This window comes from Candidatus Symbiothrix dinenymphae, assembly GCF_001431085.1.
Window position 1 is genome coordinate 1 of the sequence record NZ_BBRU01000046.1, and the last position, 16618, is coordinate 16618.

Annotated in this window: 14 protein-coding genes and 2 pseudogenes; 9 read left to right on the plus strand and 7 right to left on the minus strand. The window is 44.5% G+C overall.

Annotation, left to right across the window (positions count from 1 at the left end):
• The 3 genes and pseudogenes from ASC50_RS07415 to ASC50_RS00830 all read left to right on the plus strand — a co-directional run.
• Window positions 1–242 (plus strand): hypothetical protein (locus ASC50_RS07415; protein ID WP_226995301.1); only part of this gene is annotated, 242 nt, incomplete at its 5' end.
• Window positions 243–252: 10 nt separating this feature from the next.
• Window positions 253–1566, plus strand: coding sequence for an ATP-binding protein (locus ASC50_RS00825; protein ID WP_055430727.1), 1314 nt, complete (start codon window positions 253–255; stop codon window positions 1564–1566).
• A gap of 332 nt (window positions 1567–1898) precedes the next feature.
• A pseudogene (locus ASC50_RS00830) lies at window positions 1899–3050 on the plus strand (THUMP domain-containing class I SAM-dependent RNA methyltransferase); the annotation flags it as partial.
• A gap of 22 nt (window positions 3051–3072) precedes the next feature.
• On the opposite strand, the gene ASC50_RS00835 reads toward ASC50_RS00830, so the two are convergent.
• From ASC50_RS00835 to frr, 3 genes are all read right to left on the minus strand, one after another.
• On the minus strand, window positions 3073–4020 hold the full coding sequence (locus tag ASC50_RS00835; RefSeq protein ID WP_082592008.1) for a YitT family protein: 948 nt from the start codon (window positions 4018–4020) through the stop codon (window positions 3073–3075).
• Entirely contained in the window at window positions 3992–4924 is a 933-nt protein-coding gene (gene rsgA / locus ASC50_RS00840; protein WP_055430725.1) for a ribosome small subunit-dependent GTPase A, read from the minus strand. The genes ASC50_RS00835 and rsgA overlap by 29 nt, the downstream gene beginning before the upstream one ends.
• A gap of 81 nt (window positions 4925–5005) precedes the next feature.
• Window positions 5006–5566, minus strand: a complete 561-nt coding sequence (gene frr, locus ASC50_RS00845; protein ID WP_055430724.1) for a ribosome recycling factor — start codon at window positions 5564–5566, stop codon at window positions 5006–5008.
• 182 nt (window positions 5567–5748) lie between these two features.
• On the opposite strand from frr, the gene ASC50_RS00850 reads away from it, so the two are divergent.
• Together ASC50_RS00850 and rprY are read left to right on the plus strand one after the other, a co-directional pair.
• Complete coding sequence (locus tag ASC50_RS00850; protein WP_055430766.1) at window positions 5749–7227, plus strand: sensor histidine kinase; 1479 nt, start codon at window positions 5749–5751, stop codon at window positions 7225–7227.
• Window positions 7228–7284: 57 nt separating this feature from the next.
• On the plus strand, window positions 7285–7992 hold the full coding sequence (gene rprY, locus ASC50_RS00855; protein ID WP_055430723.1) for a response regulator transcription factor RprY: 708 nt from the start codon (window positions 7285–7287) through the stop codon (window positions 7990–7992).
• 23 nt (window positions 7993–8015) lie between these two features.
• On the opposite strand, the gene hemW is transcribed toward rprY, so the two are convergent.
• Window positions 8016–9257 (minus strand): radical SAM family heme chaperone HemW, encoded by a 1242-nt coding sequence (hemW, locus tag ASC50_RS00860; protein WP_055430722.1) that lies wholly within the window; start codon window positions 9255–9257, stop codon window positions 8016–8018.
• 71 nt (window positions 9258–9328) lie between these two features.
• Here hemW and ASC50_RS00865 point away from each other — a divergent pair, with 71 nt between their 5' ends.
• From ASC50_RS00865 to ASC50_RS00880, 4 genes are all read left to right on the plus strand, one after another.
• Window positions 9329–9892, plus strand: coding sequence for an inorganic diphosphatase (locus ASC50_RS00865; RefSeq protein ID WP_055430721.1), 564 nt, complete (start codon window positions 9329–9331; stop codon window positions 9890–9892).
• A 92-nt stretch (window positions 9893–9984) separates the two neighbouring features.
• A complete protein-coding gene (locus ASC50_RS00870) occupies window positions 9985–11685 on the plus strand; it encodes a hypothetical protein (RefSeq protein WP_158648227.1) in 1701 nt (566 codons plus the stop codon).
• Window positions 11686–11718: 33 nt separating this feature from the next.
• Window positions 11719–12627, plus strand: coding sequence for a DUF5723 family protein (locus ASC50_RS07420; protein ID WP_056928585.1), 909 nt, complete (start codon window positions 11719–11721; stop codon window positions 12625–12627).
• On the plus strand, window positions 12599–13546 hold the full coding sequence (locus ASC50_RS00880) for a YitT family protein (RefSeq protein ID WP_082592008.1): 948 nt from the start codon (window positions 12599–12601) through the stop codon (window positions 13544–13546). Before ASC50_RS07420 ends, ASC50_RS00880 begins: the two co-directional genes overlap by 29 nt.
• A gap of 22 nt (window positions 13547–13568) precedes the next feature.
• On the opposite strand, the pseudogene ASC50_RS00885 reads toward ASC50_RS00880, so the two are convergent.
• The 3 genes and pseudogenes from ASC50_RS00885 to ASC50_RS07425 form a co-directional block, all read right to left on the minus strand.
• Window positions 13569–14720: pseudogene (locus tag ASC50_RS00885) on the minus strand (THUMP domain-containing class I SAM-dependent RNA methyltransferase); the annotation flags it as partial.
• Between the two features lie 332 nt (window positions 14721–15052).
• Entirely contained in the window at window positions 15053–16366 is a 1314-nt protein-coding gene (locus ASC50_RS00890) for an ATP-binding protein (protein ID WP_055430727.1), read from the minus strand.
• Window positions 16367–16376: 10 nt separating this feature from the next.
• Window positions 16377–16618, minus strand: a 242-nt coding sequence (locus ASC50_RS07425; protein WP_226995301.1) for a hypothetical protein, incomplete at its 5' end; no start/stop codon positions are given.

The window sequence follows — 16618 nt, forward strand, 5'->3', positions numbered from 1 at the left end:
AAGTTAAATTTAAGTGGTTATTTTGGGTAGCAATAGTTTTACTCTTCGTTGGAGTTGTAACGCTAAAAATTTCGTTTTTTCAAAATTTATCTAATACCTCTTATATCGTATATCCCTGCCAACAAAATGATTCAATTCAAAATACACATTGTCAAGAACATATCTTAAATCTTGATACTTTAAATATTCAACATAAACAACAAGCAGAAATCGACAGTATTCACAATAAAAAGTCACAATAAAAATAGTATTATGTCCGAATCTCAAAACATAGAATACAAAAGCAGTTGGCATGATGATTACCTTGATTGGATCTGCGGCTTCGCCAACGCGCAAGGCGGCAAAATCTACATCGGCAAAGACGACAGCGGCAATGTCATTGGCATTGCCGACTACAAAGATTTGATGGAAAAAATCCCCAACAAAATCAAAAATCAGTTGGGCATTACTGCCGAAGTCAATCTTTTGCAGGAAGATGGCAAACATTACATAGAAATTGCTGTACAGCCTTATTCCGTGCCTATTTCATTGCGTGGCAGGTATTTTTATCGTAGCGGCAGCGTGAAACAGGAATTGACAGGCGCAGCACTGAACGAGTTTTTATTGGAGCGCATTGGCAAAAAGTGGGACAGCGTGCCTGTTCCAAATGTTCAGGTAGAAGATTTGAAAGCGGATGCTTTTACTTTTTTCAAAGAAAAAGGCATCAAAAGCGGTCGCATTGATGAAGACAGCCGCAACGATACGCCCTTGCAAGTGCTTGAAAACCTGAAACTTGTCGATAAAAACCTGTTGAACAGAGCCGCCGTGATGCTCTTTCACCCCGACCCTGAAAAATTTGTGTCGGGTGCGTATATCAAAATCGGTTTTTTTCGCACCGACAGCGATTTACTGTTTCAGGACGAAATACACGGAAATTTCTTTGAGCAGGTCGAAAAAACAATGGATTTTTTGCTGACAAAATACACCAAAGCGTTGATTTCTTATGAAGGACTTACGCGGGTTGAAACTTACGAATATCCCAAAGATGCCTTGCGCGAGGCATTGCTGAATGCTGTTGCGCACAAGGATTATACGGGTCCGTATCCGATTCAAATCAGCGTGTATGCCGACAAAATTATGATGTGGAATTACGGACGATTGCCCGAAAATTGGACGGTTGAAGATTTGCTCGACAAACATTCTTCTCAACCCCGCAATCCTGATATTGCAACCGCCTTCTTCCGAAGCGGTTATGTGGAATCGTGGGGACGGGGAATGGATAAAATGAAAAATCTGTGCATTGAAGCCAAAATTCCTGTTCCTCAATTTTCCTGCAAAGGCAACGATTTTTGGACAATCTTCCGCAAAGACATTTACAACAAAGAGGATTTGAGTAAGTTAGGGCTGAATGAAAGGCAGATAGATGCGTTAATATTTTTCAAGGCGAAAGGCGAAATAGTAAGTTCTGAATATATGAAACGATATAATATTGCAGAACGAACAGCACGAAATGATTTAAGAGATTTGGCAGAAAAGAAATTGCTTAAAAAGCAAGACGACAATAAGTTATCTAAGTATGTCTTTTGATATTGCCGCTAAATTGCCGCTAAGTTGCCGCTAATGCCGCTAAAATCTGAATGTCCGATATGTCCTGTACCATACCAAGTCGGCGAAATCGCGCCATTTGTAAACAAATCTTGAGAAATCTGTTAAAAACACTTGCATATCTCAAAAAAAATACATACCTTTGTTTCCGAAATTTTGGACATCATGCTCTTTCGAGACTTGGAGGGCAACAAAAAAATAAAAAAAACACAATGAACAAAGAACAAGAAATAACCTGCTTTTGCCTTGCTCTGAAATAATTATTGTACCTTTGCAGCCGACAACAAATGATGATGGATACTACTGAATTTGGAATGGTTGCGAAAACGCTCTCCGGCTTGGAGGAAATCCTTGCCAGGGAGTTGACGGAATTGGGTGCCAACAATCTGCAAATCGGACGGCGCATGGTGTCGTTTACGGGCGACAAGGCGTTGCTCTACAAGGCTAACTTCCACTGTCGCACGGCGTTACGCATTTTGAAACCGATTGCAACGTTCAGGGCGTCAGACCCTGATGAGGTTTACAGACAACTGAAAGCCATTGATTGGTCGCAATATATCGCGCCTAAAAAGACGTTTGCCATCGACACGGTGGTCAATTCCGAGAAATTTACGCATTCCAAATTTGTGGCTTATCGGGCGAAAGATGCTATTGTGGACTGGTTTGAAGCCCATGACATGCGCCGTCCGTCTGTGAGCGTGAGCAATCCCGATGTGCAGTTGCACGTGCATATTTCGCACAAAACGGTCAGCATCTCGCTCGACAGTTCGGGCGAATCGCTTCACAAGCGGGGCTACCGTCACGAAGCCGGCGATGCTCCTCTGAATGAGGTGCTTGCGGCAGGGATGATTTTGAAAACGGGCTGGCATGGCGAGAGCCATTTTGTGGACCCGATGTGCGGCTCGGGGACGCTTCTCATTGAGGCGGTGTTGATAGCTCTGAACATCGCTCCGGGTGTTTTTCGCAAGCAATATGCCTTTGAAAAATGGGACGATTTTGATGCCGACTTGTTCGAGATGATTAGTACGGACGATTCGCACGAGCGCGAATTTGAGTTTAAGGCATTCGGCTCGGATTATTCGCAAAAAATGATTACCACCACGAAATCGAATGTAAAAAAAGCCGGACTTTCCAAATACATCGAAGCAAAGGTGTGTGCCATAAAAGACCTGCAAACGGTGCCTGAAGGCGGTATATTAGTCACCAATCCGCCGTATGGCGAGCGATTGCACCCGCGCGATTTGTTTCCAATTTATGCCGCACTCGGCGAACGAATGAAGCATATTTTCACGGGCTACGATGCCTGGATTATTTCGAGCAACACGACCGCATTCGACTACCTCGGACTGCGCCCGGCACACAAATACAACCTCATCAACGGCGACATCCCCTGTGAATACCGCCACTACGCGATTTTTAAAGGAAAACGAAAAGAATTTGTAACCGCCGCAAAGGAGGAGCATGAACCGCTGAAATTGATTCTGAACACTACACCGTAATTGCGCCAAATCCCTCGCCATACACACCGCGCGTCATGCTTTGAGAGATGAAAGCGGTGGGGTCGATGTCGTTGACGATGCGCATGATGGTGAGGGCTTCGCTCTTTTTGACTACCACGACAATCACTTTGACATTTTTTTTGGTGTACCAGCCAACACCGTCCAAAACAGTGCAACCGCGATGCAATTTATTGATTTCGGTGCTTATCAGGTCGTATTTTTCGGAAAAAATCATAAATTGTTCCGACTGACGCGCGCCGTTGATAATCATATCCACCGAATAGGAGGAGGCTGCCATCGCCACCAATCCGTACACAATTTTGGGCACACTTTCAAAAACGAGATAGGACGATGAAATAATCACTACATCGCAAAAAAGCATCGCTCTGCCAATGGAAATATTGTAAAACTTATTGATAATCAGCGCAATAATATCCGTCCCGCCGGTGCTGCCCTTGTAATTAATCACAATGCCAATCCCAACACCGCAAACAGTTCCGCCGAGTATGCACGACATGAATGCCTCTCCATCATCTATCAGCGGTGCGGTGATAAGCGATTGCAGCAGAGCCAGCAAAAAGGTCATTACAAAGACGCAGCAGATGGTTTTGAGGCTAAACTTGAAGCCAAATATCTTAACCGAAAACACCAACAAAATGGCATTGATGCTGAAATAAGTGACGGGCATTATCGCCGGAATGCCCGTTGCGTATTTCAGGAGTGCCCCAATGCCCGTCACGCCGCCGGTGGTGATTTCGGCAGGCAGGAAAAAACCCGTCCAGCCAAAGGCATAGAGGCACAAACCAATCAGGATGAACAAATCATCCTGAATTTCGCGCTTGATTGCCTTTTTGTCAAGTTTCACACTGCCCAATTTAGCCGTCGCAACGTTGGGCAATTTTGTTAATTTAAGTCGCCTCCCTGTACTTGTTTTCATTTTCGTCTTCCAAAATATTTAGGTAACTTTTGTAACGCGATTCGCTGATAAGCTGCTCTGTCACAGCCTGTTTGACTGCACATTCAGGTTCCTGCCGGTGGGTGCAATTATTGTATTTGCACTGATGTGAGAGTTTGAAAATCTCCGGAAAATAGTGCGCAATCTCCGCATCCGCCATATCAAACACGCCAAACCCCTTAATGCCCGGTGTATCAATGATATAGCCACCATCAGGCAGGGCAAGCATCTCCGAAAAAGTGGTCGTGTGCATCCCTTTATTATGGTAGTCCGAAATGGCGTGCGTCTTTTGCTTCGCACCCGGAATGAGGCGATTGATGAGTGTGGATTTGCCCACGCCCGAATGCCCCGCAAACAGCGTTGTTTTGCCTTGCAGGGGTGTGATTAACCGCTCCCTGACGTCCACATCCTCCGTTGCCGAAATCTGATGGCAAGGATAGCCAATCGACTTGTAAAGCCGAATCAGCGTGTGCATATACTCCTGCTCATCGGTGTTGATGCAGTCTATCTTGTTGAATATCAGTGCCGCAGGGATGCGATAAGCCTCCGCAGTAGCCAAAAATCGGTCGATAAAAGTGGTGCTCGTAACAGGATGATTGACAGTTACAACCAGAAAAGCCTGGTCCAGATTAGCCGCCAGGATATGCGATTGTTTCGACAGATTGGACGAGCGGCGCACGATATAGTTTTTGCGGTCGCCAATTTCATAGATATGCGTTGCCCCGTCAGCATTGCGCTCAATGCTCACAACATCGCCAATCGCGATTGGACTCGTGCTCTGAATATCTTTGAGGCGAAAATTCCCCTTAAGTTTCGCCTCAACCAATTCCCCATCATCCAACCGAACCAAATAGCTACTACCCGTATTTTTTACAACTAATCCCATTTCAGTTACCAGTTATCAGTTACCAGTTACCAGTTATCAGTTATCACAGTTGGTAACTGGTAACTGCTAACTGGTAACTGTTCAGACTGTCATTATTTCGCGTTCTTTTGCTGCAATCAACTCATCCAATTTTTTCAGGTATTTGTCGTGCATTTTTTGGATGGCTGCTTCGGTTTCTTTGCCTTCGTCTTCGGGGGTGCCTTCTTTGACTGCCTTTTTGATGGTGTCGTTGGCGTCGCGGCGGACGTTGCGGACGCCTATTTTTGCATTTTCCGCATCGGTGCGTGTCTGTTTGACAAGCATTTTGCGACGTTCTTCGGTCAGGGGTGGGATGCCCAGACGGATGATTTCGCCATTGTTTTCGGGCGTGATGCCCACTTCGGAGTCCATCAATGCCTTTTCAATGGGCTGTAGCATGGTTTTGTCCCAAGGAAGAACCGTAATTGTCTTCGCATCGGGCGTAGAAACCGTTGCCACACTTGTCAGAGGCATCAAACTGCCGTAAGATTCCACCTTCACGCCGTCCAAGATATGCACATTAGCCTTTCCGGCGCGGATGCGCACCAGAGCCTCCTCCAAAAAAGTTACCGACTGAAGCATCTTTGCCTCAGCTTGTTCCAACACATTTTTAATAGCTGCCATAATTATCGTTTTTCAAATTTTGGTGCAAAGGTAAGAAAAAGTTATGAGTTATGCCACCTGCCAAATGCCACTTTATTTTATAATTTTAACATTTCGCACTCAAAAATTTTTCATTTTCGGCAAATGTTAAAATTTTTTCCACTAACTTTGCCTCCTGAAATGGCAAAAAGTTCAATATTATGATGAGGAGGTCTGCTATATGGATGTTGGCTGGCGTGATGGTTTTCGCGTTCTGGGGGTTGTTGTACCTGCAAATCAACTATGTGCGTATCATTTTGAACACGCAGGAGGCGCAGTTTGAGGATGCTGTGCGCCGAAGCCTGTATCAGGTGTCCTACAATTTGGAATTGGACGAAACGAAGCAGTACCTCGCAGAACAAATTTTTACTTTCAACCGAAAATCCCTCCATAAGAAGCCGTTTGTGCCACAGGTTACGCCTCCGGAATTGACGTCTTCCATCGAGACGCATGTGCGCGGACTATCTTCCAGTTTTGGCAAAAACAACATTAATACGGCTTCTCTGCATATTCAAATGGTGCTGGAAGACCGGTATTTTTACCAGCAAAATTTGTTGGAACGGGTCATCAAAAACGCCTTGAAAGCGAGCGAAAAGCCGATTGAAGAGCGAATTGATTTTCCTGATTTGGAAAAAAATATCCATGCGGAGTTGGCTAACAACAACTTGACTGCACCGTTTGTCTTTGCTGTTCTAAATCGCAACAAGCAAGTCATTTACAAAGGTCAGGGCTATGACCCCGATAATTTGAAGCATGTTTATTCGCAGATGTTGTTTCCGAAAGACAGCGGCAGCAATCTTTATACGCTTCAAGTGGCGTTTCCGACCCAGCATCAATATATGCTTGATTCGATAGGCTTTATCATTCCGTCGGTCGGGTTTACGCTTGTGTTGCTAATTGTTTTTGTTTCAACGATTTACATATTATTCCGACAGAAAAAACTGACGGAGATTAAAAACGACTTTATCAACAATATGACCCACGAACTGAAAACACCCGTTGCAGGTATCTCATTGGCTGCTCAGACATTGAGCGATGCGGAGGTCAATCAGTCGCCGCAATTGTTGGAACATGCCAAGCAGGTCATCAGCGATGAGAGTAAACGCTTGGTGTTTTTGGTCGATAAAGTGTTGCAGATGTCGCTGTTCGACAACAAAGCAATTCAATTCAAAAAATCAAAATTGGATGCTAACGACCTGATAGCCAGTGTTGCAAGCACGGTTGCTTTGCATGTTGAAAAAGTCGGGGGCACGATAGATGTGGATTTGGGTGCGATGGATTCGACCATTGCGGTGGACAAAATGCACTTCACCAATGTGCTGTTCAATTTGATGGAGAATGCCATCAAATATCGCAAGCACAAAGTGCCGTTGGAATTGATGGCGCGCACGAAAAATGTGGGCGATAAAATTCAAATAACCATCGAGGACAACGGTATTGGCATTAAAAAGGAGGACACAAAGCGGATTTTTGACCGGTTCTATCGGGCGCACACCGGCAATAGGCACGATGTGAAAGGCTTCGGATTGGGATTGGCGTATGTCAAACGCATCATCACGGAGTTGGATGGTTCCATAAAAGCAGTGAGTGAGATAGGCGTAGGCACGAAATTCATCATACAATTACCAATTACCAATGAGTAATTGATAATTGATAATTGGTAATTGGTAATTGATAATTGATAATTAAAATATAAAGTTATGGAAGAAAAAGTGAGAGTCTTCATGTGTGAAGACGATGAGAATTTAGGGTTACTCTTGAGTGAGTATCTGCAAGCCAAGGGCTTTTTGGTGGACTTGTTTCCCGATGGAGAAGCGGGAGAAGCCTCGTTTGGGAATGCCAAGTACGATTTGTGTATTTTGGATGTGATGATGCCGAAAAAGGATGGTTTCACGTTGGCGCGTGACATTCGGTCGTTCAATGCCAACATCCCCATTATCTTTTTGACTGCCAAAAACATGCAAGAAGATATTGTGGAAGGGTTTAAGGCGGGTGCCGATGACTATCTGACCAAGCCGTTCAGGATGGAAGAGTTGTTGCTGCGTATCGAAGCCATTCTCCGCCGTGTGCGTGGTCGAAAACCACCCAAAGAAGGTCCGTACATCTTCGGAAAATACACGTTCGATTGGCAAAAACAAACGCTGTTTTGCGGCTCCAATGCCAGCAAATTGACCACCAAAGAGAGCGATTTGCTGACCCTCTTGTGCGACAACATGAACGACCTGCTCGACCGTGATGCCGCTTTGAAAGCGATTTGGGGCGAAAACAACTATTTCAATGCCCGCAGCATGGATGTTTACATCACCAAGTTGCGCAAGCTAGTGAAAGACGATGAACGCATCGAAATCCTGAACATCCACAGCAAGGGCTACAAACTGATTGCGCCCCCCGCGGATATCGCCAAATGATGGTGCTGGGGAACACTCGTTCACTAAATCATCAAATCAGCCATGATGCCGTCAGAAACAAAAATGCCGGCACGACTAAGGCATAAACGCTGTTTAGCAACGGTCAAAAGACCGCCCGCTAAATAGCGTTTAGCGTGTTGCAGGCACTTGTCGCGCCGTTCTGAACCAAACAGCGAAGCCATCTCATCCAAATCAATCCCGCGCATAGTACGCAAACGGGTGATAATAAAGTCGTTATAAGCCATCCGCGCATCAATCACCTCAACCTCCGGCGCAAAATCAAGGTACGAAGCAAAGGGTAAAGGGTGAAAGGTGGAAGGTAAAGGGTGAAAGGTAGAGGGTGAATGGTAACTGCTAACTGGTAACTGAAAACTGGTAACTGGTAACTGGTAACTGTTCCACTGCCGACTGACCCCATTGTAGGAATGTGCCGCAGCACCGATGCCAAGATAATGCTTGCCCGACCAATAGGCGGAATTGTGCCGCGATTCGTAGCCCGACAGTGCAAAATTGGAAATTTCATATTGCACAAAACCGGCTCCTGCAAGTGTGTCAATCAACATTTCAAACATTTTGAGGCTTGTTTCTTCGCCTATTTCAGTGATTTTCTTTTGTTCCAACAATTTATGCAGCACAGTTCCTTCTTCATATATAATATGGTAGGCAGAAATATGTTGCACGCCCAGCGCAATTGCTTGATTGAGAGTAGATTGCCACGTTTCGAGCGTCTGATTGGGCAAACCATACATCAGGTCGATGCTGATATTGTCGAAGCCGCATTTTTGCGCCCGCGTGACGGCTTCAATGGCAGTCTGCGCATCGTGGCGGCGATGGAGAAATTTCAACTCGCTGTCGTTGAAACTTTGGACGCCGATGCTTAGGCGATTGAACGGCAAGGGGCGGAGGTTTTCGAGGTAGGCGGCGGTGAGGTCGTCCGGGTTGGCTTCGAGAGTAACCTCAGGGGTGATTTTTAGGGTGATTTTTGGCAGGGGGTTGCGGGGCAAGCCCGCAATGACGGAGAAAATTTTTTCAAAGTGGGCTGCGGAAAGTTGCGTGGGTGTGCCACCGCCGAAATAAATTGTGTCAACGGGCTGATTTTGCAAATAATCGCACCGTAGCCGAAGTTCACAACAAAGTGCCTCCACATACTCCGAAATCGGTAACCGGTAACTGCCAACTGGTAACTGGTAACTGGTAACTGAAAAGAAGTCGCAATAGATGCAGCGTGTTTTGCAAAATGGAATATGAAAGTAGATGCCTGCCATAAGTGCAAAATTAGATAAAATTTTCCGAATTTTGAAAAATTATACATACCTTTGCAGAAAAATTTTTTGTTATGCACAACTTCAATCCATGGCACCACGTTTCGCCGGGCTATAACAAGCCTGACATTGTTAATGGCATTATTGAAATACCTAAGGGTACGCGCGCCAAGTATGAACTCGACAAAGTGAGCGGGCTTTTGCAACTCGACCGTGTTTTGTATTCTTCGGTATATTATCCGGCAAATTACGGGTTTATTCCGCAAACTTATTGCGGCGACAAAGACCCGTTGGACATCCTGATACTTTCGCAGATTGAGGTGGTGCCCTTGTGCATTGTGCCGTCCAGAATCATTGGCGTGATGCGTATGTTGGACAATGGCGAGGCGGACGACAAAATTATTGCCGTTGCAGCGGGCGACCCCAGCATGAACCATTACAACAATATCGGGGATTTGCCATCGCATATTGTGTCGGAAACCATGAGCTTTTTTGAAGACTACAAAAAATTGGAAAACAAAACCGTAGTGGTCGAAAAAATGTTCGACAAAGCCACAGCAATCACAATTTTGGAGGAATCGTTCAGCTTATATAAAGAATCTTACGGCTCGTTGCACAATTATTTCTTCGGCAGTTGAATGCGGCTGAAAATAAGGGAATGCCTTTCAAACTCATAACTCATAATTTTTTCGTACCTTTGCAGCCGGAATTTAAAAATAACGATAAAAATATGAAAAAGTCAGTTAGTTTTGCTCTGTTGGGTGGGGTGTTTGTGTCTTTGTTGTCGGCTTGTGTTGATGCTAAATACAACATAGACGACTTGGATAAGACGGCGGTGATTGGTTCTGATATAACTGTTCCGGTCGGTGAATTGGCGCCTATCTTGCTCAAAGAGCAGATAGATAGTGTGTACAACGGCATAAAGGTTGAAAATGCCATTGACAGTGTCCTGTATTTTGAATTTGAAGGCGAACCTGTCACAACAGACCTCCCTAATTTTGATGTGCCGGTGATGAGCCCTGTAAATGATACTACTCAGTTGACCATAAGACGCCCCGAGAGTAGCGATGCAATCACGGTTGTCAACAAAGATACGGTTGTATTAAGTGAAACAAAAACAGAATTTGTGATAGAGAAGCCCGCGGAAGAGGAGGGGACAGGAAGCAATTTTACAATTGACCCCAAAAGGGTGGTCTATAAAACATTTCCTATCACGGTAAGTGTTGAAATAAAGGGCATAAAACTGTCTCCGGGTGGCACGTTTCGGTTAACAATAGACTACCCCGAAAATTTTAAGTTTAAAGACGTTCAAAAAGACGTGATGACCATTGATTCAAGCAGAATAGGTACAAGAGAGAAAGAAATTGACATTTTGACGTTTGCTGATGAAGATGCTCCCGATTATAAGCCGGACTCAATCGCTTATACATTGGAAGCTGTATTTCCGGACGGCGCAACCGCAGAAAATAGAAAAATAATATTTGATGATTCCCCCACGCAAACATTTATTATGAAAATGGTACCTGCGCCCGATGACCAAATCGAAATGGTCTATTTGGAGTGTTCTATTGCGGGAAAAGATACGATTCGGGAGAGTATTAGTGATATTGCTGAATTTGGCGAGGCTTTTGAGGGGCAAACGATGGAGTTCAGAAATCCGTCTTTGGAATTAGACTTTAGTACCAATTTAGGGGCTGACTTCACCATTGATAGCCTCATTGTGAATGATGGATTATTGGAAACAGATACGATGTGGTTTCCAAAACCGATGGATTACAACCCGGAGCGGGAGGTTTCTTACACTTTGTCGCCCATCAATGCAGATCATCTTGTTGAGGACGTAGAATGGAAAGAATTTGGTTTAGACGTACTGTTTAAGAAACCAGACACACCATTTGAGAAATCATTTCCTGACAGTCTTGTCTATAGGATTGTAATGTCTATTAACGATACGCTTGCCCGCCTCGAACCGGAGGGTAATAAGATAGACGTTAAATATAAATTCAAACTGCCATTTACATTTAATGACCTTGAATTTACAATTGCCGACACACTGCAGGTTTTTCCCGACAATATGTATGACGATTTTTTCAAAAACATCAATCCTGATGGTGAGGGTATTACAATTTCTGCCAAGATAGAGCATAATATGGCGGTGATATTGGCTATGGATGCAAAGATATTGAAAGAGAACAATGTGGATACCGGTGTGACGTTGGGTGAACCTAACACTTTTCTGTCTCCCGATGGCACTCTTACAATCAATATCTCAGGAAGGGAAAATATCGAAAAGATGAAAGATGCCCGGAATTTGGGATTAACTTTTAAGCTGAAAAAGAAAGAAAGTGAAACTCAACTCACAAGTAGGGATGTGATTCATGTGAAAGACCTGAAATTGAAAATCGCGGGGGGGATTGCTATTGAGTTATGAGAGTTTAGAGTTTAGAGTTTAGAATTTTGAGTTATGAAAAGAATATGTTTTTTTGGTTGGTTTTTGTTTGCGTTTGCTTCGGTGGCGGGGCAAACTACTAATACGGAGTATTTTGTGAGCAGTTCTTATACGCGCACCAACTTGAACCCCGCCCTTCGTCCGGCGCGCGGCTATGTTGGCATTCCGGGAGTGTCGAATATCCTGGTGGATTATAAGACGAATGCGTTTAATTTGGAAAATTTTATTTTCCCCGGTAAGGGCGAAAATGGGAAAGCTGTTACGTTTTTGCACCCGGATATTTCTGCCGGTGAGTTTTTGAAAAATATCTCTGCCAATAATTACTTGGCGTTGGATTTCAACCTGACGGTCTTGGGCTTTGGCTTCTATGTGGGGGATGCGTTTGTGTCGTTTGACTTGAGTCCGCGTATCATTTCTAACTTCAACGTGCCGAAAGGCTTATTTTCATTCATAAAAGAAGTGGGTGGCAACCATGATTTCAAAAATATGAGTATGACGATGGCAGCGATTGCACAAGCCGGTGTTGGTTTTTCATATCCGGTGTTAAACAAATCGCTGGTGCTGGGTGGAAAAGTGAAAGTGCTGGCAGGTCTGGGTGCCGCAGGGTTCAACATCGACCGCCTCCAACTCAATTTTGGTGAGGATAGATGGACGATGCGGTCGCAAACCACAATCCAAATGTATGCGCCGGGCATTAAGGGGTTTGGCGTGTTTGATATGGCGGATGCGGAGATTGCGCACTATTTTCCGGAGATTTTCAAACTCTCACATCAGTGCAAATACAATAATTGCACCCACCGGCAGGAACCTGAATGTGCAGTCAAACAGGCTGTGACAGAGCAGCTTATCAGCGAATCGCGTTACAAAAGTTACCTAAATATTTTGGAAGACGAAAATGAAAACAAGTACAGGGAGGCGACTTAAATTAACAAAATTGCCCAACGTTGCGACGGCTAAATTGGGCAGTGTGAAACTTGACAAAAAGGCAATCAAGCGCGAAATTCAGGATGATTTGTTCATCCTGATTGGTTTGTGCCTCTATGCCTTTGGCTGGACGGGTTTTTTCCTGCCTGCCGAAATCACCACCGGCGGCGTGACGGGCATTGGGGCACTCCTGAAATACGCAACGGGCATTCCGGCGATAATGCCCGTCACTTATTTCAGCATCAATGCCATTTTGTTGGTGTTTTCGGTTAAGATATTTGGCTTCAAGTTTAGCCTCAAAACCATCTGCTGCGTCTTTGTAATGACCTTTTTGCTGGCTCTGCTGCAATCGCTTATCACCGCACCGCTGATAGATGATGGAGAGGCATTCATGTCGTGCATACTCGGCGGAACTGTTTGCGGTGTTGGGATTGGCATTGTGATTAATTACAAGGGCAGCACCGGCGGGACGGATATTATTGCGCTGATTATCAATAAGTTTTACAATATTTCCATTGGCAGAGCGATGCTTTTTTGCGATGTAGTGATTATTTCATCGTCCTATCTCGTTTTTGAAAGTGTGCCCAAAATTGTGTACGGATTGGTGGCGATGGCAGCCTCCTCCTATTCGGTGGATATGATTATCAACGGCGCGCGTCAGTCGGAACAATTTATGATTTTTTCCGAAAAATACGACCTGATAAGCACCGAAATCAATAAATTGCATCGCGGTTGCACTGTTTTGGACGGTGTTGGCTGGTACACCAAAAAAAATGTCAAAGTGATTGTCGTGGTAGTCAAAAAGAGCGAAGCCCTCACCATCATGCGCATCGTCAACGACATCGACCCCACCGCTTTCATCTCTCAAAGCATGACGCGCGGTGTGTATGGCGAGGGATTTGGCGCAATTACGGTGTAGTGTTCAGAATCAATTTCAGCGGTTCATGCTCCTCCTTTGCGGCGGTTACAAATTCTTTTCGTTTTCCTTTAAAAATCGCGTAGTGGCGGTATTCACAGGGGATGTCGCCGTTGATGAGGTTGTATTTGTGTGCCGGGCGCAGTCCGAGGTAGTCGAATGCGGTCGTGTTGCTCGAAATAATCCAGGCATCGTAGCCCGTGAAAATATGCTTCATTCGTTCGCCGAGTGCGGCATAAATTGGAAACAAATCGCGCGGGTGCAATCGCTCGCCATACGGCGGATTGGTGACTAATATACCGCCTTCAGGCACCGTTTGCAGGTCTTTTATGGCACACACCTTTGCTTCGATGTATTTGGAAAGTCCGGCTTTTTTTACATTCGATTTCGTGGTGGTAATCATTTTTTGCGAATAATCCGAGCCGAATGCCTTAAACTCAAATTCGCGCTCGTGCGAATCGTCCGTACTAATCATCTCGAACAAGTCGGCATCAAAATCGTCCCATTTTTCAAAGGCATATTGCTTGCGAAAAACACCCGGAGCGATGTTCAGAGCTATCAACACCGCCTCAATGAGAAGCGTCCCCGAGCCGCACATCGGGTCCACAAAATGGCTCTCGCCATGCCAGCCCGTTTTCAAAATCATCCCTGCCGCAAGCACCTCATTCAGAGGAGCATCGCCGGCTTCGTGACGGTAGCCCCGCTTGTGAAGCGATTCGCCCGAACTGTCGAGCGAGATGCTGACCGTTTTGTGCGAAATATGCACGTGCAACTGCACATCGGGATTGCTCACGCTCACAGACGGACGGCGCATGTCATGGGCTTCAAACCAGTCCACAATAGCATCTTTCGCCCGATAAGCCACAAATTTGGAATGCGTAAATTTCTCGGAATTGACCACCGTGTCGATGGCAAACGTCTTTTTAGGCGCGATATATTGCGACCAATCAATGGCTTTCAGTTGTCTGTAAACCTCATCAGGGTCTGACGCCCTGAACGTTGCAATCGGTTTCAAAATGCGTAACGCCGTGCGACAGTGGAAGTTAGCCTTGTAGAGCAACGCCTTGTCGCCCGTAAACGACACCATGCGCCGTCCGATTTGCAGATTGTTGGCACCCAATTCCGTCAACTCCCTGGCAAGGATTTCCTCCAAGCCGGAGAGCGTTTTCGCAACCATTCCAAATTCAGTAGTATCCATCATCATTTGTTGTCGGCTGCAAAGGTACAATAATTATTTCAGAGCAAGGCAAAAGCAGGTTATTTCTTGTTCTTTGTTCATTGTGTTTTTTTTATTTTTTTGTTGCCCTCCAAGTCTCGAAAGAGCATGATGTCCAAAATTTCGGAAACAAAGGTATGTATTTTTTTTGAGATATGCAAGTGTTTTTAACAGATTTCTCAAGATTTGTTTACAAATGGCGCGATTTCGCCGACTTGGTATGGTACAGGACATATCGGACATTCAGATTTTAGCGGCATTAGCGGCAACTTAGCGGCAATTTAGCGGCAATATCAAAAGACATACTTAGATAACTTATTGTCGTCTTGCTTTTTAAGCAATTTCTTTTCTGCCAAATCTCTTAAATCATTTCGTGCTGTTCGTTCTGCAATATTATATCGTTTCATATATTCAGAACTTACTATTTCGCCTTTCGCCTTGAAAAATATTAACGCATCTATCTGCCTTTCATTCAGCCCTAACTTACTCAAATCCTCTTTGTTGTAAATGTCTTTGCGGAAGATTGTCCAAAAATCGTTGCCTTTGCAGGAAAATTGAGGAACAGGAATTTTGGCTTCAATGCACAGATTTTTCATTTTATCCATTCCCCGTCCCCACGATTCCACATAACCGCTTCGGAAGAAGGCGGTTGCAATATCAGGATTGCGGGGTTGAGAAGAATGTTTGTCGAGCAAATCTTCAACCGTCCAATTTTCGGGCAATCGTCCGTAATTCCACATCATAATTTTGTCGGCATACACGCTGATTTGAATCGGATACGGACCCGTATAATCCTTGTGCGCAACAGCATTCAGCAATGCCTCGCGCAAGGCATCTTTGGGATATTCGTAAGTTTCAACCCGCGTAAGTCCTTCATAAGAAATCAACGCTTTGGTGTATTTTGTCAGCAAAAAATCCATTGTTTTTTCGACCTGCTCAAAGAAATTTCCGTGTATTTCGTCCTGAAACAGTAAATCGCTGTCGGTGCGAAAAAAACCGATTTTGATATACGCACCCGACACAAATTTTTCAGGGTCGGGGTGAAAGAGCATCACGGCGGCTCTGTTCAACAGGTTTTTATCGACAAGTTTCAGGTTTTCAAGCACTTGCAAGGGCGTATCGTTGCGGCTGTCTTCATCAATGCGACCGCTTTTGATGCCTTTTTCTTTGAAAAAAGTAAAAGCATCCGCTTTCAAATCTTCTACCTGAACATTTGGAACAGGCACGCTGTCCCACTTTTTGCCAATGCGCTCCAATAAAAACTCGTTCAGTGCTGCGCCTGTCAATTCCTGTTTCACGCTGCCGCTACGATAAAAATACCTGCCACGCAATGAAATAGGCACGGAATAAGGCTGTACAGCAATTTCTATGTAATGTTTGCCATCTTCCTGCAAAAGATTGACTTCGGCAGTAATGCCCAACTGATTTTTGATTTTGTTGGGGATTTTTTCCATCAAATCTTTGTAGTCGGCAATGCCAATGACATTGCCGCTGTCGTCTTTGCCGATGTAGATTTTGCCGCCTTGCGCGTTGGCGAAGCCGCAGATCCAATCAAGGTAATCATCATGCCAACTGCTTTTGTATTCTATGTTTTGAGATTCGGACATAATACTATTTTTATTGTGACTTTTTATTGTGAATACTGTCGATTTCTGCTTGTTGTTTATGTTGAATATTTAAAGTATCAAGATTTAAGATATGTTCTTGACAATGTGTATTTTGAATTGAATCATTTTGTTGGCAGGGATATACGATATAAGAGGTATTAGATAAATTTTGAAAAAACGAAATTTTTAGCGTTACAACTCCAACGAAGAGTAAAACTATTGCTACCCAAAATAACCACTTAAATTTAACTT

Coding starts and splice junctions, on each gene's coding strand:
- ASC50_RS00825 (WP_055430727.1), top strand. CDS start 253: ATGTCCGAATCTCAAAACATAGAATACAAAAGCAGTTGGCATGATGAT.
- ASC50_RS00835 (WP_082592008.1), bottom strand. CDS start 4,020: ATGAAAACAAGTACAGGGAGGCGACTTAAATTAACAAAATTGCCCAAC.
- rsgA (WP_055430725.1), bottom strand. CDS start 4,924: ATGGGATTAGTTGTAAAAAATACGGGTAGTAGCTATTTGGTTCGGTTG.
- frr (WP_055430724.1), bottom strand. CDS start 5,566: ATGGCAGCTATTAAAAATGTGTTGGAACAAGCTGAGGCAAAGATGCTT.
- ASC50_RS00850 (WP_055430766.1), top strand. CDS start 5,749: ATGAGGAGGTCTGCTATATGGATGTTGGCTGGCGTGATGGTTTTCGCG.
- rprY (WP_055430723.1), top strand. CDS start 7,285: ATGGAAGAAAAAGTGAGAGTCTTCATGTGTGAAGACGATGAGAATTTA.
- hemW (WP_055430722.1), bottom strand. CDS start 9,257: ATGGCAGGCATCTACTTTCATATTCCATTTTGCAAAACACGCTGCATC.
- ASC50_RS00865 (WP_055430721.1), top strand. CDS start 9,329: ATGCACAACTTCAATCCATGGCACCACGTTTCGCCGGGCTATAACAAG.
- ASC50_RS00870 (WP_158648227.1), top strand. CDS start 9,985: ATGAAAAAGTCAGTTAGTTTTGCTCTGTTGGGTGGGGTGTTTGTGTCT.
- ASC50_RS07420 (WP_056928585.1), top strand. CDS start 11,719: ATGAAAAGAATATGTTTTTTTGGTTGGTTTTTGTTTGCGTTTGCTTCG.
- ASC50_RS00880 (WP_082592008.1), top strand. CDS start 12,599: ATGAAAACAAGTACAGGGAGGCGACTTAAATTAACAAAATTGCCCAAC.
- ASC50_RS00890 (WP_055430727.1), bottom strand. CDS start 16,366: ATGTCCGAATCTCAAAACATAGAATACAAAAGCAGTTGGCATGATGAT.